The organism is Geobacillus sp. YF-1 (assembly GCF_052692335.1).
The window spans coordinates 2,364,947-2,381,351 of the sequence record NZ_CP199850.1; the positions used below are offsets into that span (position 1 = coordinate 2,364,947).

Sequence of the window (16,405 nt, forward strand, 5' to 3'; positions counted from 1 at the left end):
AAACAACAGCCGGCCGTGAGCCAGCTGTTGCCATGTTTATCCCTCAATCAGCGTTTTCGCCAGCCAAGCGCCACCAATGACGCCGGCGTCATTGCCGAGCGTCGCCAAAACGACCTCCGCTCCGGCGGCGACGCGCGGGAAAGCAAATCGGCGAAAGTGGTGGGCCACGCGCTCAACGAGAATGTCACCCGCCCGCGAAACGCCGCCGCCGATCACGATTTTCTGCGGGTTGACGACGTCAGCCGCGTTCGCCAACGCCAAGCCAAGGTAGCGCATCACTTCGTCAACGACCTCAACGGCGAGCGGATCACCCGCTTTGGCGGCATCAAACACCGCCTTGGCCGACATATCTCCGCCGTGCAGGACGCTTGGCCGCTCGGCAACGGCCAATTTTTCGCTGGCGATTCGCACGATGCCCGTCGCCGATGCGATCGTTTCCAGACAGCCGGTTTTGCCGCAATTGCAAGGCGCGCCGCCCTCCGGAATCATCGTCATGTGGCCGATCTCTCCACCGGCGCCGTTCGTCCCGCGCACGATGGCCCCGTTGGCGATGACGCCGCCGCCGACACCGGTTCCCAGTGTCACAAATAACAAATGGCGGGCGCCGCCGCCGGCTCCTTTCCACATTTCCCCAAGCGCAGCGATGTTGGCGTCGTTATCGACCGCCACCGGCAAGCCAGTCGCCGCTTCGAGCTCTTGTTTTAACGGATAATTCGTCCATCCTAAGTTGACCGTTTCATACAGCATTCCGCTTTTCTCTTCCACCGGTCCGGGCGCGCCGATGCCGATGGCCAAAAGCCGTCCGTTCCCACCGCCGGCTTGATCCTGTCTCTCGCGAAGCGAACGGACGATATCGGCGACGATGTGGGCGCCGCGCTCCGCCTTGTTCGTCGGAATTTCCCACTTGTGCACAATGTCGCCGTCCAGCGTGACGAACGCCATTTTGATGGTCGTGCCGCCAAGGTCAATGCCTGCCAACCATTGTTCCATTGTTGCCTCATCCTTTTTTCATTCGTTTTTCCCGCTCCAGCTGCGCTTCATGCCGCAAAACGAACAGCGCGGCCTGCAGTTGTTTGACATCGATCAGCTGCGATTCGTACAGCTCTTTCACTTCCTCTTCCATCAGCTCTAAATCGGCGAGTCGATCGCCGACATAAATGATCGTGCCAAACTGTTTCAGGAGCTGTTGTACGTCATACACCGTTTTCATCGCTCGTTCGACTCCTTTTTCCCCCTTTTAATGTAGCGGCAAACATCGGCCGCCGTCAAGACAAAAAAGGACGCAGGCGCTGTTCAAAACGCCTGCGTCACCGGTCGGGATCGCGCGGGTGAAGAATGGCCGGCCGCCGGTTTTTCAGCGGCATCGGCGAGCAGCATATCAATCCCAATCTCAATCATAAGAAGCTGGGCAAAAACCGGGATGTCGCCTAATTTCGCCTTGCCTAAAAACGGCAGCGGCTCCGGCAGCAGCCCCGTCATGAACAAATACCAACGCGGCAGCAAAAACACCGATGCCCAGACAGCCAAAAAGCGGACAAGCCGCAAATACGCGCCGACGATCGGTTTGTTCCGGTATTCCTCGGCGTGCTGCAAAGGAATTTCATACATAAATGTGCTGATTCATGCATATATTGGTGGAAATCTTGTCCGATTCTAGGAGGAGGCCATGAACAGACGGACGACGATCGCCATGGCGCTTGTGATCTTGATCGGGGCCGCCGCTTTCCTCTCTTCCGTTTGGGAGAGAAGCCGCACGGCGGAGACGATCAAATTTTTCCCGCTCGACCGTGAAGCCGTGTTCACTGAAGCGAAAACCTCTTTGACGCTCAACGAAAAAAAACAGAGCGGCCGCTATGCGCTGCGCTGGGCAACAATGTCCATTCTCAACCGCCCGGCCTATTTGCGGCAGGACGTTTCCTTGTTGTTTGTCGACGGCCGCCTAGCGGATGTATTGTCAAAGTGGCAAACGGATACCGCGGCGCTCGACATGGAAAAAACGGTGCGGACGCAGGACAGCCGCCTGTTCCAAGCCGTCTCATTCCACCACGCCGAGCTCCATAAAAACAGCGACATCACAAGCAGCCAAGCCATGTCAAGCGCCTACTTGTATGTCATCGATTCACCGTACCGCCCGCTCACCTCGTTCCGGCGGCCGAAAACAGCGGCTGAACGCGAGTGGCAACGCGTCTTAAACAAGGCAGTGAACGAGTTTTTGCGTCACAAAGCGGACGAGTTGCTCGCCCATTTTTCCTTGGCGAAGGACGACTATTACGCCCTTTATTTGCCGGAACTGGTCGCCTACACGGAGCAGCCGCTTCCCGGCCTGCCGCCTGCAAAAACGGAGGCGATGATCGGCCGGCTATGGGAAGGGCTGTACAAATCGTACATTCTCGGCATAAAAAAAGAGGATGGTTCCATCCTCTCACCGCTCGGCAGCACGATGCCGCTCATTTTGATCCGCAAAGATTACCGGCAAATTCTCGTCCTGTTCGAGGCGCAAAACGGCGATAAAATTATGCTCATCCAAGCGGCTTAACGAAACCCGACCCATAAGCCAGCCGCGGCCAACAGCACGGCGGCAGCCAACGCTCGAAACTGCCGCCCCCAAGCGGCGTGTTTCGGCAAATGGACAGCACCAGCCGCCAAAAAACCGCCGATGAGCCCACCGATATGGCCGGCGTTGTCGATGCCGGGGACAAGCAAGCCAAAGAGCAAGTTGATGACAATTAAGCTGACGACGTTCATTCCCATCGTCCGGAAAAACAAATGCCGATACACCGTGCCAAAATAAAGAAGCGCTCCAAACAGCCCAAAAATGGCGCCAGACGCCCCAGCGGACAACGACGGCGTAAACAAAAAACTGGCCAGCGTGCCAAAAAAGCCGGCTGTGATATAAATGACCAAAAAGCGAAGCGAGCCATACAACCGTTCGACCGTCATCCCTAAATAGTACAAGGCGAACGTATTGGTCAACAAATGCAGCAATCCAATATGCAAAACCATCGGCGTCAAAAATCGCCACCATTCTCCCGCCTCAATGAGCGGGTTGAACTTGGCGCCGTAGTGAATCAATACATCCGGATTCGTGCTGCCCCCGCTCCATTCGAGAACGAGAAACATGGCGACTTGCACGATGATCAGCAGCTTCGTGAACACCGGCTTGCCATAGTCAAAGAGGCGCCGCTCTTCCTCCCGCTGGCGGCGCCATTCCGTCAGCACCTCATGTTTGAGACGTTCGGCGACGGCAAACGGATCAGCTTCTTCAGCAAGCGGTTGCGGGCGAAGCGAAACGCCGATGAGATCGCCAAGGCGCAGCAGCATCTCATCTGCGTTGCCGCTATGAATCAAAAGCGTTTCAAACCCACCATCGGCAGCGCCGGGAAGCGGCAACGGCTTGGAAACAAGAAATTCCCAATCATCCACCGGCGGATACGCCATCACATATACATTGACGACGCGGCCCCCTTTGCCGATTTTCCGCCCGTTCATTTGCCGGATCAATTGCCATGTGTATTCGATATCGAGCCGCAGCGACCGGCTCCAGTCGAAATCGGCACGCACGAGGCGGACAAGCGTCGGCCGCCGCCAATGCCCCGATTCGAGCCATATTTCATCGCCGCGTTCAGACAGCTGCGCGATGCGGTAGCCATCACGAAGCAAAAGATGAACGAGCTGCCAAAACAATACATCCATCGTTCCGATCACGTTCCCCTCTCCCTTTCTCCAACGAGGCCAAGCCCATTGAGCAGCAGGGCGGCCAGCTCGCCGACCGTGACCGGGACAGACGAGCCGGCGGGAGCCGGTTGCCGGGACCAAAAATACACAACCTCCCAGCCGGCGCCAAGCGCGCCCTCTACATCCAGCTTCCACGAGTCGCGGACATGTACCCGCTGCTCGGATGGCCGCTGATTTCTACAATGAAAAATCGTTTCCCTTTCATCGCTGCCTCACGGGCGCATCATTTGCGACACAACCGCCCTACGCACCGTTGGAATCTGAAGCGCCCAACGAACCACCTGCTTTCGCAGCGGCGGAATGCCGAGCGCCCAATTGACCATCCGGTAGCGGTAACGGTAAGCAAGCCACCCGGCGGCAACGGCCAGCAGCGAGTACGACCATTTGTGCATTGTTGTTCCCCCTTCATCATATGAGCTGTTCGTTATTCTTTTTCCCTTTTTCTCTCGAATTATGAAACACCCCTAGCAGCGCACGAGCACAAACGTGGCGGCGAGCACCGCGCCGGCGACCGACAAGACATTGAGCGCATCATTGTCCAGCCAGCGCCGGCGGCTACAGCCGCCACTAACGCATACCACCAGCCTTCATTGCCCACACGACATCACTCCTTGTTCAGTAATGATCGCCGTCACCGGCACATCATGCGCTTCAACCGGAATACGGTCCAAAATTTGAAACGAATAAGCCAACGCCGCCGTCACCGCCGCCACCCCCGGCAAATACCGGTCGTAATACCCGCCCCCATAACCGATCCGGTAGCCGGTTTTCGTGAAACATACCCCCGGAACGAGGATGAGGTCAAGCTCATCGCGGTCGATCGCTGCTGTTTGTTCTTCGATCGGCTCGAGCAATCCAGCATACGCCTTCTCGAGCTGGGCAAACGACGCAAGGCGCCGAAACGTCATCGTTTTTGTCAGCGGGTCGCATTTTGGCACAGCAACCGTTTTCCCTTCCTGCCACGCCCGCTCGATGATCGGCGCCGTGGCCACTTCCGTTCCTCTAGCTACGGTCAAAGCCAACGTCCGCGCCCGCTGCCATGGCGGCCACTCGTACAAATAGGCGGCAATCCGCCGGTCATAAGCCCGTTTTTCCTCGAGCGGAAGCTGCCGAAGCCGGCCGAGCATCAAGCGGCGCAAGTGCTGCTTATCGATCATCGCTTTCCCTCCTAACAGAAAAAGCAGCAGGAATGACCTTCCCACTGCTTACTTCGTTTCACGGTGCAACGTTACTTTGCGATCCCGCGGGCAATATTTTTTCAGTTCCAGACGCTCTGGATTGTTGCGTTTATTTTTGGACGAAATGTAATTGCGTTCGCCGCATTCGGTGCATGCCAATGTAATGTTCACGCGCATCTTTTTTCCCTCCAAACGTGCTTTATATATAATCAGACCTTTCTATGATAGCATTTTTCCGCGACGATTTCCACCTCTAAATTTCATCTTTTTCAACAAGACCAGCCACAAACAAGGAGCGATATGATATAGTGAAAAGGGAGGGATGGACGATGGTAGAATACGCAATCGTCGCTTTGGCGGCCTTATCCATGGTTTTGCTCATCATTTCGGTTTTTGCCAAAGACGAATTAAAACCGCTCGAAGAACAAATCGACCAGCTGACCGTTTCACTCGCCCAAGAAACGTACCAAATCAAAAAGCGGCTGCAAGTCATCGAGGAAGAGCTGCTCATCCCCGAGCGCCGGCGTCCGGCTTCGCCCCGCCGCGGCGGAGCGCTGTCGCCGACCGATCGCCGTATTTTGCTTTTGCATAAACAAGGGTTTCCGCTCGAAGACATCGCCGCGCAAACCGGCTTAACCGTTTCCGAGGTAGAGCGGGCGGTAAGGAGGCTGCAGCGATGAGAAAGCGGACGATGCGCTCGTTTGCCCTTGGCTTGCTCGCCTCGGCATCGCTCATCGGCGCCGCCTACTATTTGTCGCCCCCAACGCCGCCCACGGAGCAGGAAGTCAAGGCGTTTCTCAAGCAGCATGGGCTGATCGCCATCGCCAAAGACGAGTATGACCAGCTGCGGCGCACCGGGCGAAAAGTGGCAGCCACTCCAACGCCGAAGCCATCAAGGCAAACCGTTTATGTGTACCGCCTCGTCATTGAGAAAGGCGACACCCCAGAGTCTTTTGCCAAAGAGCTTGAATCGGCGGGCGTCATTGATAGCGCCCGCTCGTTTAACGACTATTTGCAACAACGGGGGCTGGCGCGCTCGATCCGCCCCGGCACCTACACCGTGCGCAGCGATATGGATTATGCGGCGATCAGCCGCCTGATTGCCGGACCGTAAAAATCGGCGTCTTTCATCAGCACCGTCACGAAGACAACAAAGGGCTGGTCCGAAACTTGAGCGCGTTTCGGAACCAGCCTTTTTCGTTTGCCGCGGCGCGATCACGCCCTCCCTTACCAGAGCGGTGACTGAAAGGAAAAACCGGCGCCACACCGACTCCGGCCTTCCCGATCACGGCGATGACCACACGCGCCACATCGTTTCGCCTGTTTTGGCCGATAAACGTTTTTTTCAGCCGAAGCGGCCGGCGATATAATCCGCTGTCCGCGGATCGGCAGGGCGGGAAAACAAGGTCGCTGTCTCGCCGCACTCAATGACTTCGCCGTTGAGGAAAAATGCCGTGCGATCGGAAATGCGAGCCGCCTGCTGCATATTATGGGTCACAATGATAATGCTGTAGTTGGTTTTCAGTTCGTTCATCAATTCTTCGATTTTCGCGGTCGAGACCGGATCGAGCGCCGACGTCGGCTCATCCATTAAAATGACGTCCGGTTCGACCGCCAAACAGCGGGCGATGCAGAGCCGCTGCTGTTGGCCGCCCGACAAGCCGAGGGCGTTTTCATGGAGCCGGTCTTTGACTTCCTCCCAAAGCGCGGCTTGGCGCAAGCTTTTTTCAACGATTTCATCGAGCCGACGCCGATCGCGGATGCCGTGAATGCGTGGACCATAGGCAATATTGTCATAAATGGACTTAGGAAACGGATTCGGCTTCTGAAAGACCATGCCGACTTGCGCCCGCAGCTGTTCAACCGGATACGAGCGATCAAAAATCGAACGGCCCCGGTAGATGACGTCCCCTTCAATTTTCGCGTTGGGCACAAGTTCAATCATGCGGTTCAACGTTTTAATATAGGTAGACTTGCCGCATCCAGACGGACCGATTAGCGCCGTGATCTCCCGTTCATAAAATGAAAGATCGATTTGTTTCAAGGCCTGATGGGCGCCGTACCATACGTTCAATCGCCCGGTTTCATATACGACCGTTTTTTTCGCCTCGTCAGCAGCCCGAACCGCCTGTTTGCGCGGTTCGATGACCGTCACTACACTCATGGGGGTCACTCCTTGTTCGATTTTCGCCGTTCTCGCAGACCTATCTTCCGCTTCCCATCGTTCATCGTACGAGCAAAAGCACCATCAGCGACGAACGGACTGATCACACACTCTCGCTTCGCCGTTGTTGCTAGCGCACACGATTGTTCCATCCTATCGATGAGTGTACAGGAGCAATATAAAGAGCATATGGACAGTATGTTAAGTTTTTGTAAACGTTCGACACGAGAAGCGGACGATCAGGTGACCCTACCGTCAAGACGGGCGCGACCGGATGGCAGAAAGAAAGGGGCTCGCTCAATGGAGCCCCCTCTCCCGTCCCTTGTCCCTTTTGTTTCCCGCCGGTGTTGGTTTCCTTGAAACGAACGGCGCTGCGCCTTCCCGTTCGCTTTACGGTTGCACCGTGCCGGTCGCCTCGTCCGGCTGAACGGCCGTCCGTTTCATTTTCAGTTCAAAGTAAGCATCCAAAATGCGGCGGCCGATGCGGTTGTTAATGCCGTCGCTATTCCCTTGCGTCGCCCACGGGACGACAACCGCAAACGATACTTCTGGATTGTTATACGGGGCATAGCCGACGAGCGTCAAATTGTACGTCGAAGCTTGGCGCCGGCTTTGGATCGGGCCGTCATAAAACGCTTCGGCCGTCCCGGTTTTGCCAGCCGGCTTGTACGGGGCGTTGGCGAAATACGAATACGCCGTTCCTCCCGGCTCTTGCATGACGCGGCGGAATCCTTCCCGCACCCGTTCAATGTACTCGGTTTTCATATCGACGCGGTTTAAAACGACCGGCTCAAATTCTTTGATGACGCGGCCAGGTTCTTTTCCATCAGCCGATGGCTCACGAATTTCTTTGACCAAAAGCGGCTTCATCCGGTAGCCGCCGTTGGCGATCGTCGAAACGTATTGCGCCATCTGCATCGGCGTATACATGTCGTACTGGCCGATCGCCAAGTCAAGCAGAAATCCTGGCAGCTTGCTTTGCCCTTGAAAACCGCTCAATTCGTTCGGCAAGTCGATGCCGGTTTTCACACCCAACCCGAATTGGCTGAAATAATGGCGCATTGTCGTAAACGCGGCCGGATTGAGGTGAAGCGGCTGATGCGGACGATACACACCGCCGCCGATGGCGATCGCCGTTTTAAACATATAGACGTTCGACGATTGTTTCAGAGCGGTCAGCTCGTTAATGGTCCCCATCGTTTTCCATGATTTTTTTTCTGGAGTTTGGTAGATATAAAGCGGCTCATCCTTAATATACGTATTCGGATGGAGCACGCCCGTTTGAAAGCCGGTGAGAACGGTCGCGCCTTTTACCGCCGACCCCATCGCGTAAGCTGATGTGATGTTGCCGATGGCAAAGTCGACAAATTTGCCGTCTTTAAGAAGCTTGCCGGCCATCGCCAACACTTCGCCCGTTTTGGGATTCATCATGACGACGAACGCCCGGTCCAAGAGCGGGGAGCGGCCTTTGCGCTTCGTGGCCAAAATCTCCTGCTCAATAATTTGCTCGACTTGTTGCTGCAGCTCGGCATCGATCGTCAACACGAGGTCTTTGCCGGGCTCGCCTGGATACAATGGCTCAACGGAAACGACGTTGCCCGATTTGTCGACGACGTTTTTCATTTTGGCCTTTTTGCCGTGCAGCACTTCCTCATACTGCATTTCTAAATAGCTTTTGCCGACGCGGTCATTGCGGCTGTAATCGCGTGCCAAAAAATAGTCAAGCCGCTCGCGCGGGACACCTTCGTCTTCTTCCGTCACGCTCCCGAGCACGGAGCGGAACGTTTTATCATAGACGTATTTCCGATCCCAATCCACCGTCGTGTTGACGCCGGGCAGCTCGCTTAAATGCTCGCTGACGACCGCGTATTCGCGATCGGTCACTCCTTTGCTTTTCACCGTCTGCGGCGTCAGCGCATAGCCGCTCTGCATCTCATGCATAATGGCGATCACTTCAAGTTCGGATTTAGAGATTTGTGCCAAGTCCTGCTTGGTGATGCGCTCAAGCGTCCATTCGTACACCTTTTTGTCGATCTCTTTTTGCGTCCATCCTTGGTCAGCAAGTTTTTTCCGTTCTTGTTCATTCACTTTCTGTTTCGCTTCTTTGGGATGAGTCAAAATCCAATAATCTTTCATGTCGCGCTCGGTCACCTTTTTTTCGGCGTCCGGAATGTCGATATAGCGGGCGAGTTTTCTGGCCACCGCCAAAATTTCTTCCGGCTGTGTCGTTTTGGAGCGCGTGTACGTTATCGCCTTTTGTGGCGTATTGTCGACGATCACTTGGCCGAACCGGTCGTAAATTTTGCCGCGCGGCACCGGCGTGCTGACCACTTCATCCTGCGTTCGTTCCACTTCGCGGCGGTAGTCTTCCCCGTACACAATCTGCACGACGCCGAGGCGCAAAATCAGCGCCGAAAACAATAAAAAGACAAAGAAAAATAAAACGTTTAACCGAATCGGCACTTGCGCCCGCTTCTTCCGTTTCATTCCCCGGTCCTCCTTTCTCCTCTTCCCTATTGTAAAAGAAAAAAGCAGGCGTGGCTAGGGAAAAACATGGACAACGTTTTACACCGATGAGCCGCCGCGCTCATCGGCCAGCTTCGTCCGAAACAAGAGCGGCTCCGGCCGGTCCCGCTCCGATTGGCCATCGGTGAAACGAATGCGGCGGACGAACCAGTAAATCACGAGATGTCCAGCCCCGCATACGAACATAAGCGCACGAATTCCGTTCTTCTCGCCAAACAAAGCCACCGCCGTCAAAAAGGCTAAAATCGACACCACCCGTCCGGCGTTTAAAAACAGTTCACGGACGACGATATACTCCACGCGCGCCTCCGCCGATTTCCAGCTTCTCCCGATTACATCAAATGTTAACGACGAATAGGGAACGAGCAAAATCGGATAAGCGATGGCGATCGTCACGGCGTAAATGATCAAACGGGGGTAAGACGGCTGAAAGACAATGAGAAAGATGGCCGCATAGAGCAACAGTCCGCCCAACAAAATGGCTTTCATCCGATATTCCTGCTTCATTAGCCGGGAAACGGCATAGTAGGCGACAAACGATGTAAAAGAATTGACAAGCCCGTACTTGCCGAGCGCCCATTCACTGTTTGAGGTGACATACACCAGCACGGAGATGACAAATACAAACGACCCTTCACGCAGCCCTTGAAAAAAATGGGCGTTTGTAATCAACCGCCAATTCTCATTTTGGGTTCGTTCCTTTACAATGCGAAGAAACAAATAGTTTCCCGCCGCTGTACGGCGCTTGAGAAAGAAGCTGAGCAGCACGGCGACAAGAAACAAGCCAAGCGACAGCGAAAAAACGAGCGTATACCCTTTTTGGCCGGCGAGCGATGAAATCACATAGCCGGCGACAATCGGTCCGATCATGCCGGCTGACGAGGTGAGCACTCCGAAAAAACCGTTAAAAAAGTCGCGCGTTTCCGGCTCCGTAATTTCAAACGTCAACACGTTAAACGCCAGCCAATAAAAGCCATAACCAACCCCCAACAGCGCGCCGAGAACGAGCAAATATTGATGCGCTTTCGGGCCGACGAACAAAACGGTGACAAAAAAAACGGCCAAACACGACACCCCAAGCCGCAGGATGAGAATGCGATCGATTTGTTTCGCCAGCCGGCCGGCGAATAGAAACGTCAGCGGCTGCATCGTGACGACCGCCAAATTATACAACGCCAAATCGCGGAAATCGCCGGTCTGTTTCCATAAATAAATGTTGACAAACGTATTGGACAGCGAGACAGCAAGCGCATAAAACCCGCCGATACAAAGAAGCAACAGCAAATCACGGTCGACCCGTTCTTGACCCAGCAATTTTTCGAACAATGACATCATAAAACTCCCCTTTTCGTCTATCCGGTAGTGTGGCCATTTTCGCTGCCGCTATGCACCCGCAACAAAGAAAACGGCCGCCGGTTCCCGGGCTGTTCGCGCCCATTCGAAACCGGCAACCGCCGAGGGTCGTGCCAACCATGAAAAAGCGGGGCGTTTTGTTTCGCCCCGCTTCGTTGATTACTTCGCTTTTGCTTCGCTGTACCGTTTCGCCACTTCGTCCCAGTTGACGACGTTCCAGAAAGCGGCGATGTATTCCGGACGGCGGTTTTGGTATTTCAAGTAGTACGCATGCTCCCAAACGTCCAAGCCGAGAATCGGCGTTTTGCCTTCCATGATCGGCGAGTCTTGGTTCGGCGTGCTCGTAATTTCCAGCTCGCCGTTGTTCACGACAAGCCACGCCCAGCCCGAGCCGAAACGGCCGGCCGCTGCTTTCGAAAACTCGTCTTTAAACGCGGCAAAGCTGCCGAATTTTTTGTTGATGGCTTCAGCCAGCTCACCCGTCGGCTCGCCGCCGCCGTTTGGCGACAAAATCGTCCAGAAGAGCGAGTGGTTCGCATGGCCGCCGCCGTTGTTGCGCACCGCGGTGCGGATGCTTTCCGGAAGGGCTTCCAAATTGCTGAGCAGTTCTTCGAGCGATTTGTTTTGCAAATCGGCATGCCCTTCTAACGCCGCATTCAAGTTGGTGACGTACGTGTTATGGTGCTTCGTGTGGTGAATGTTCATCGTTTCTTTGTCAATGTGCGGCTCAAGCGCATCGTACGGATACGGCAATGCTGGCAGTTCAAACGGCATACAATCTCCTCCTTTTACGGTTTATGTAGACGGACAAGACGACGTCCGTTTGAGACTAGCTTACCAAAGTTGGCACAATGTTTCAATCGATTTGCTCGTCCTCGCGTTTTTGAGACCGATGAAGGACCGGCGCCTCCCGATCTTTCTTTACACCCGTTCACTGGGCAAAACTTTCACCAACTTTTTTGTTTACATATTTTCTACATGCCGTTGACCGTTTCTTCATAATGAAAAGCTATAGTAATGAAAGTAGCTTTCGGTTAGGGGGGACTCAGTGAAAATGGAAATGAAACAATCTCGTTCTTTATGGAGCGCCTTTCGACTTGAGACGATTGTCATGATGGCCATGGTGCTCACCACAACGTTGTCAGCCCTTATCATCACCTCCATCGGCTATATTCAAGGACGCCATTCAGCTATGCAGTCCATCCAACAACAATTGCAGCTATCAAGCGAAACGATGGTTGAAAAAATTTCCGTTTTAAAAGCGACAACGACCAATGAAGTATTTTCTCAAAAACTGAACTACTCATTGATTTTAAATGAACGGAAATTCCACGCCTTACACTTTCATCCAGTGCAATTGATTGTAACGGAAACGGGAAAGACGGTGGCGAAACGGCCATCCTCGCCCAATCAAACGCTGCCCGAGCAAGTTGTGCGCGATATATTGAAAAAGAAGCAAGGGGTTTGGCATACCAATCAATGGGTCGTGGCCAGTTCGACCTCAAGTGATTTGCAAGGCGCGCTCTATATCATCGCCATTCCGGAACAGGACTATCTGTTTCCTCTTTTGAAACAGCAAGCCACAAACTTGGCATGGTCTGTTGCCGCCATCTTGACCGTATGCCTAGCCGGATGGAGAATCGTCCATCGCACCACCCGCCCCATCGCTTGTCTCCAACAAGCGATGGAACGGCTTGGATCCGGCGACTGGCGATCGCGCATCGAATTGCGCGCGGCAACGAAAGATATTCTCGCCCTTGCCGACGGGTTCCATCAGATGTCCAGCAATTTGGCTGTTCTGATCGAACATATGCGATCCAGCTCTGAGCAAATCGCTGCAGCTACAAATCTTTTAAATCATACATCCTCGGAGACCACCGCGGCTTCCGAACAAATCGCCGCCGCGGTGACAGACACAGCGTACGGAGCAGAGCAGCAAGCACGCAAGGCGGCTAACATCGCCGCGTTTTTCCAACAATTAGAGGCTGAGATGACACAAATGTCTTTACGGATGGAAAAAGCGCGACGCTCCACCGAACAAGCCCATTCCCAAGCGGAAAACGGCAACCAGCTTGTTCAGCGGGCAAACAGCGATATGGCTTACTTGCAGCAATCCATTGCGAAAACGGTGCATACCATCGATGCATTGAAAGACCATTCGCGCCATATCTCCAGCATTCTTACATTAATCGGAACGATCGCTGAACAAACGAACTTGCTGGCTCTAAACGCTGCCATTGAAGCAGCGAAAGCAGGAGAGCATGGACGGGGATTTGCGGTTGTTGCGAAAGAAATCCGGACGCTGTCGGCGCAAACAGGACAAGCGTTGGCGCAAATTCAGGCGATTATCCAAGATGTGCAAAGCCAAATCGAGGCCGCGGTGCAATCCATGAAAGAAAGCGCCCAACAACTCGATGAAACGAAAAAAACGTTCACGGAAAGCCGACAAGCCTTTCAAGAAATCACGACGATGGTCTCCCATTCATCGGCGCATACGCTGCAAATTTCTGAAACATTCGCCGCCATCGAACGGCAAATGAGCGACATGCGGGAACATATTACCGAGATTGCCACCGTGGCCCAGCAAATCGCTTCATCCATGGAGCAAATTTCGAATTTTACGGACGGCCAGCACCATGCCATGGCAGCCATTCGCTCCGAAGCCGATGCGCTGAATGATCGCGTGTCACATTGGCGCACCTTGCTTGGCACGTTTCATCTCCCTTCCGACTAAAGCGGGAATATCTCGCTTGTTTTGTTCCAAAGTTGAATTCCTCCCCTTTCCTCGCTACAATGGAAAGGGGAGGAAAAGAAAGGTGTGTCGATGATGAATGTATTCGCCCAGCTATGGAAAAGCTTATATTCGCCAAAAGATATCGCTCGTTTCCGTTTCCAAGGCATCGGCAAAACGATCGGTTATCTGTTTTTGCTCACTTTTTTCTCGGTGCTTCCGACGCTTTTCTACGGGGTCTTATCGTTAACGGAGGGGGTGCGGACAGCAAGCGCTCTGCTTCATCAAAGCCTTCCCTCTTTCACGATTGAAAACGGAGAGCTGTCCTCACCGGCCGCTCAGCCGATTCAGCTTGACCAAGACGGCTTTGTCATCATCTTTGACAGCACTGGCAGCGTGATCCCTGATGAGGTGGAACGATTCCCTAACGCCGTCGCGCTGTTGCGACATGAGGCGGTGCTCGTTGTCGGCCATCAGGCTCAGCATTACAGCTACGCGGCGTTTCCGGATGTTCGAATCACCGATCAGGACGTGCGCGCGTTTATCAGCGATTTGCAATCGCTACTCCCGGTTCTCGTCCCGCTTTTGGCGCTCATTGTTTATGTGCTCGCCTACGCGGGGAAATTCATCAGCGTGTGCCTGCTCGCCTTGTTCGGCTTGCTGTTTTCCGGCATGCTTGCCAAAACGCTCCGCTACCGTCACACATGGGTGATGTCGGCCTATGCCATTACGCTGTCAACCGTCTTTTTCACCATTATGGAATCGCTGCAAACGGCCGTCCCCTACGGAGCGCTAATCCATTGGCTCGTTTCCTTTATCGTCCTCTTTTTGGCCGTCAAAGAAGTGCCATCAACGAAACGAGAGAGATAAAAAAAGCTGCCTGTCAAATGCAGGACAGCTTTTTATATTTACGCCGCTTTGTTTCTTTTCATGCGTCCACGGCGCGCGCGCTGACTTCCTGAAAAATGGCGGGCAAGCAAAGAAGAGGTGAGCCGGGCGGCCAAATTGAACAACAGAACCGCTACCATCAACACCGCCGCCGATTTGGCCGCGATGAGCTTCGCGTCCGGGACAATGCCTTCCGAATTCAATTTCCAAATATGCACGGTCAGCGTCTCGGCCGGCCGGAACACGTTCAGCGGGTGGGCCGAACTGCCCCAATCGGCATCCCACCGCAACATCGGCGTCGTCAACCCGGCGGTATAGATGAACACCGCCGCTTCGCCGAAAATGCGCCCCGCCGCCAAAATCACGCCGGTGACCATTTGCGGAATGGCAGCGGGAAGCACGGCCTTAACCAACGTCTGCCAGCGCGTCGCACCAAGGGCTAGACTGCCCTCACGAATGCTGGCCGGCACATCCAAAATCGCTGTTTCGCAAATGCGCGTCAATCCAGGCAAATTGATGATCGTGACAGCCAGCGCCCCGCCAAGCAGCGTATACCCCCATCCCGTCAAGGTGACAAACGCCAACAGTCCGAACAGCCCGACAACAATCGACGGCAGCGAGGCCATCGCCTCCAAACAAAGGCGAATCATCCCGACGATCCGCCCCTGTTTGGCGTATTCCGCCAAGTACACTCCCGCTCCTAACGACAGTGGAACCGACAAAAACAACGCCACTCCCAGCAAATAAAACGAATTGATCAACTGGGGGCCGATGCCGCCGCCTGCTTGCGTATTGCTCGGCCGCCCGAACAGAAACTCAGGCTGCCAAAACCCCGCTCCTTTTGACAACACGACCGCGAAAAAGAAAACGAGCAGGCCGATGACGGCGGCAGCTACCGCATAGAAAATGCCCGTCCATACTTTATCAATCATGCGCGCTGTCATCTTATCGCTCCTTTCTGTGGCCGACCAACCGGATCACAGCAATGAAGAAAAACGAAATCAAGAGCAACAGGAACGCCAATGTCCATAGCGCGTTGTTCCATGGTGTCCCGTTGATCGTATTGGCCATATCCATCGTCAATATGCTCGTTAACGTCGCTGTCGGGCTGTCAAGGCCTGAAGGCAGCCTCATCGTATTGCCGATCACCATCTGCACAGCCAGCGCCTCACCAAACGCCCGCGCCAAGCCGAGAACGACGCCGGTGGCAATCCCGGTTTTCGCCGCCGGGACGATGACGCGGGAAATCGCCTGCCAGCGCGTGGAGCCAAGCCCGTACGACGCCTCCATATAGGCTTTCGGAACATTGGCCAAGGCGTCGGCGGCAATGCTAGTAATGGTTGGCAAAATCATCATGCCTAGCACGATGATGCCGGCCAGCAGGCTAAAGCCGGAGCCTCCGAACCACTCGCGCACGAGCGGAACGAGCAGCGTCACCCCCAGCCAACCGTACACCACCGACGGAATGCCGACAAGCAGCTCCAGCACCGGTTTGAGCAGCGAGACGAGCCATTTCGGCGCGATGAAATTCATAAAAATCGCCAACGCCAACGCGAGCGGCGCACTGACCAACAAAGCGCCAAGCGAAACGAGCATCGAGCCGACGATAAAAATGAGCGCTCCATATTTCGGCGGCGTGCCGTTCGGGTCCCAGTGCGCCGAAAGCAACATATCAGAAAGTGACAAACCGCTGTCTGTAAAGGACTGAATCCCTTTTGCCGCTAAAAAGGCGATCATCGTCACCGTAATCAAAACGATCAGCCAGCCGCAGATGCCGGCGAACGTTCGTCCCATCCATTCTTCAAGCCGGCGATGTCGCCGTTTTGCATA

18 protein-coding genes and 1 pseudogene are annotated in these 16,405 nt (G+C 54.5%); 5 read left to right on the forward strand and 14 right to left on the reverse strand.

Going from position 1 to position 16,405, the window contains the following annotated elements:
• Positions 1–36 precede the first annotated feature (36 nt).
• The 3 genes and pseudogenes from ACTVIM_RS11750 to ACTVIM_RS11760 form a co-directional block, all read right to left on the reverse strand.
• On the reverse strand, positions 37–990 hold the full coding sequence (locus ACTVIM_RS11750) for an ROK family glucokinase (protein WP_445612700.1): 954 nt from the start codon (positions 988–990) through the stop codon (positions 37–39).
• Between the two features lie 7 nt (positions 991–997).
• On the reverse strand, positions 998–1,210 hold the full coding sequence (locus ACTVIM_RS11755) for a YqgQ family protein (protein WP_033018979.1): 213 nt from the start codon (positions 1,208–1,210) through the stop codon (positions 998–1,000).
• Between the two features lie 131 nt (positions 1,211–1,341).
• Positions 1,342–1,593, reverse strand: a pseudogene (locus ACTVIM_RS11760) (spore germination protein); the annotation flags it as partial.
• 73 nt (positions 1,594–1,666) lie between these two features.
• On the opposite strand from ACTVIM_RS11760, the gene ACTVIM_RS11765 reads away from it, so the two are divergent.
• A complete protein-coding gene (locus ACTVIM_RS11765) occupies positions 1,667–2,536 on the forward strand; it encodes a hypothetical protein (protein WP_033018977.1) in 870 nt (289 codons plus the stop codon).
• Here ACTVIM_RS11765 and ACTVIM_RS11770 read toward each other — a convergent pair.
• The 5 genes from ACTVIM_RS11770 to rpmG all read right to left on the reverse strand — a co-directional run bounded on the left by ACTVIM_RS11770 (position 2,533) and on the right by rpmG (position 5,090).
• Positions 2,533–3,693 (reverse strand): rhomboid family intramembrane serine protease, encoded by a 1,161-nt coding sequence (locus ACTVIM_RS11770; RefSeq protein ID WP_445614355.1) that lies wholly within the window; start codon positions 3,691–3,693, stop codon positions 2,533–2,535. The genes ACTVIM_RS11765 and ACTVIM_RS11770 overlap by 4 nt on opposite strands.
• A gap of 8 nt (positions 3,694–3,701) precedes the next feature.
• Complete coding sequence (locus tag ACTVIM_RS11775) at positions 3,702–3,824, reverse strand: hypothetical protein (protein ID WP_445612701.1); 123 nt, start codon at positions 3,822–3,824, stop codon at positions 3,702–3,704.
• Between the two features lie 123 nt (positions 3,825–3,947).
• Positions 3,948–4,127: a hypothetical protein gene (locus ACTVIM_RS11780; RefSeq protein ID WP_033018975.1), complete on the reverse strand. Its 180-nt coding sequence runs from the start codon at positions 4,125–4,127 to the stop codon at positions 3,948–3,950.
• A 195-nt stretch (positions 4,128–4,322) separates the two neighbouring features.
• Positions 4,323–4,892 carry a 5-formyltetrahydrofolate cyclo-ligase gene (locus ACTVIM_RS11785; protein ID WP_445612702.1) on the reverse strand — a complete coding sequence of 190 codons (570 nt, stop codon included), beginning with the start codon at positions 4,890–4,892 and terminating at the stop codon, positions 4,323–4,325.
• A gap of 48 nt (positions 4,893–4,940) precedes the next feature.
• Positions 4,941–5,090, reverse strand: coding sequence for a 50S ribosomal protein L33 (gene rpmG / locus ACTVIM_RS11790; protein ID WP_008879868.1), 150 nt, complete (start codon positions 5,088–5,090; stop codon positions 4,941–4,943).
• A 152-nt stretch (positions 5,091–5,242) separates the two neighbouring features.
• Here rpmG and ACTVIM_RS11795 point away from each other — a divergent pair, with 152 nt between their 5' ends.
• Entirely contained in the window at positions 5,243–5,593 is a 351-nt protein-coding gene (locus ACTVIM_RS11795) for a sigma factor-like helix-turn-helix DNA-binding protein (protein ID WP_445612703.1), read from the forward strand.
• The gene (locus tag ACTVIM_RS11800; RefSeq protein ID WP_445612704.1) at positions 5,590–6,027 is read left to right on the forward strand and encodes an aminodeoxychorismate lyase; all 438 of its coding nucleotides are present in this window, start codon (positions 5,590–5,592) and stop codon (positions 6,025–6,027) included. Before ACTVIM_RS11795 ends, ACTVIM_RS11800 begins: the two co-directional genes overlap by 4 nt.
• Positions 6,028–6,258: 231 nt before the next feature.
• Here the strand turns inward: ACTVIM_RS11800 and pstB are convergent, their stop codons facing one another.
• From pstB to sodA, 4 genes are all read right to left on the reverse strand, one after another.
• Complete coding sequence (gene pstB / locus ACTVIM_RS11805) at positions 6,259–7,077, reverse strand: phosphate ABC transporter ATP-binding protein PstB (RefSeq protein ID WP_445612705.1); 819 nt, start codon at positions 7,075–7,077, stop codon at positions 6,259–6,261.
• A gap of 390 nt (positions 7,078–7,467) precedes the next feature.
• Positions 7,468–9,564, reverse strand: coding sequence for a peptidoglycan D,D-transpeptidase FtsI family protein (locus ACTVIM_RS11810; RefSeq protein ID WP_445612706.1), 2,097 nt, complete (start codon positions 9,562–9,564; stop codon positions 7,468–7,470).
• Between the two features lie 78 nt (positions 9,565–9,642).
• Positions 9,643–10,935, reverse strand: a complete 1,293-nt coding sequence (locus ACTVIM_RS11815; RefSeq protein WP_445612707.1) for an MFS transporter — start codon at positions 10,933–10,935, stop codon at positions 9,643–9,645.
• A gap of 180 nt (positions 10,936–11,115) precedes the next feature.
• The gene (gene sodA, locus ACTVIM_RS11820; protein WP_033018968.1) at positions 11,116–11,730 is read right to left on the reverse strand and encodes a superoxide dismutase SodA; all 615 of its coding nucleotides are present in this window, start codon (positions 11,728–11,730) and stop codon (positions 11,116–11,118) included.
• A gap of 280 nt (positions 11,731–12,010) precedes the next feature.
• Between sodA and ACTVIM_RS11825 the strand changes: the two genes are divergently transcribed.
• Together ACTVIM_RS11825 and ACTVIM_RS11830 are read left to right on the forward strand one after the other, a co-directional pair.
• Positions 12,011–13,690 carry a methyl-accepting chemotaxis protein gene (locus ACTVIM_RS11825; RefSeq protein WP_445614356.1) on the forward strand — a complete coding sequence of 560 codons (1,680 nt, stop codon included), beginning with the start codon at positions 12,011–12,013 and terminating at the stop codon, positions 13,688–13,690.
• A gap of 93 nt (positions 13,691–13,783) precedes the next feature.
• Positions 13,784–14,557, forward strand: a complete 774-nt coding sequence (locus ACTVIM_RS11830; RefSeq protein WP_445614357.1) for a DUF1189 domain-containing protein — start codon at positions 13,784–13,786, stop codon at positions 14,555–14,557.
• Between the two features lie 38 nt (positions 14,558–14,595).
• On the opposite strand, the gene pstA is transcribed toward ACTVIM_RS11830, so the two are convergent.
• On the reverse strand, positions 14,596–15,519 hold the full coding sequence (gene pstA, locus ACTVIM_RS11835) for a phosphate ABC transporter permease PstA (RefSeq protein ID WP_445612708.1): 924 nt from the start codon (positions 15,517–15,519) through the stop codon (positions 14,596–14,598).
• 1 nt (position 15,520) lies between these two features.
• On the reverse strand, positions 15,521–16,369 hold the full coding sequence (gene pstC / locus ACTVIM_RS11840; RefSeq protein WP_445614358.1) for a phosphate ABC transporter permease subunit PstC: 849 nt from the start codon (positions 16,367–16,369) through the stop codon (positions 15,521–15,523).
• Positions 16,370–16,405: the final 36 nt, after the last annotated feature.

Excerpts from the sequence above, each read along its gene's own strand:
- ACTVIM_RS11770 (WP_445614355.1), bottom strand. The coding sequence starts at position 3,693 with ATGGATGTATTGTTTTGGCAGCTCGTTCATCTTTTGCTTCGTGATGGC.
- ACTVIM_RS11815 (WP_445612707.1), bottom strand. The coding sequence starts at position 10,935 with ATGTCATTGTTCGAAAAATTGCTGGGTCAAGAACGGGTCGACCGTGAT.
- rpmG (WP_008879868.1), bottom strand. The coding sequence starts at position 5,090 with ATGCGCGTGAACATTACATTGGCATGCACCGAATGCGGCGAACGCAAT.
- ACTVIM_RS11750 (WP_445612700.1), bottom strand. The coding sequence starts at position 990 with ATGGAACAATGGTTGGCAGGCATTGACCTTGGCGGCACGACCATCAAA.
- pstA (WP_445612708.1), bottom strand. The coding sequence starts at position 15,519 with ATGACAGCGCGCATGATTGATAAAGTATGGACGGGCATTTTCTATGCG.
- ACTVIM_RS11830 (WP_445614357.1), top strand. The coding sequence starts at position 13,784 with ATGAATGTATTCGCCCAGCTATGGAAAAGCTTATATTCGCCAAAAGAT.
- ACTVIM_RS11765 (WP_033018977.1), top strand. The coding sequence starts at position 1,667 with ATGAACAGACGGACGACGATCGCCATGGCGCTTGTGATCTTGATCGGG.
- pstC (WP_445614358.1), bottom strand. The coding sequence starts at position 16,369 with ATGGGACGAACGTTCGCCGGCATCTGCGGCTGGCTGATCGTTTTGATT.
- ACTVIM_RS11785 (WP_445612702.1), bottom strand. The coding sequence starts at position 4,892 with ATGATCGATAAGCAGCACTTGCGCCGCTTGATGCTCGGCCGGCTTCGG.
- ACTVIM_RS11825 (WP_445614356.1), top strand. The coding sequence starts at position 12,011 with ATGGAAATGAAACAATCTCGTTCTTTATGGAGCGCCTTTCGACTTGAG.
- ACTVIM_RS11780 (WP_033018975.1), bottom strand. The coding sequence starts at position 4,127 with ATGCACAAATGGTCGTACTCGCTGCTGGCCGTTGCCGCCGGGTGGCTT.
- pstB (WP_445612705.1), bottom strand. The coding sequence starts at position 7,077 with ATGAGTGTAGTGACGGTCATCGAACCGCGCAAACAGGCGGTTCGGGCT.
- ACTVIM_RS11800 (WP_445612704.1), top strand. The coding sequence starts at position 5,590 with ATGAGAAAGCGGACGATGCGCTCGTTTGCCCTTGGCTTGCTCGCCTCG.
- sodA (WP_033018968.1), bottom strand. The coding sequence starts at position 11,730 with ATGCCGTTTGAACTGCCAGCATTGCCGTATCCGTACGATGCGCTTGAG.
- ACTVIM_RS11755 (WP_033018979.1), bottom strand. The coding sequence starts at position 1,210 with ATGAAAACGGTGTATGACGTACAACAGCTCCTGAAACAGTTTGGCACG.
- ACTVIM_RS11810 (WP_445612706.1), bottom strand. The coding sequence starts at position 9,564 with ATGAAACGGAAGAAGCGGGCGCAAGTGCCGATTCGGTTAAACGTTTTA.
- ACTVIM_RS11795 (WP_445612703.1), top strand. The coding sequence starts at position 5,243 with ATGGTAGAATACGCAATCGTCGCTTTGGCGGCCTTATCCATGGTTTTG.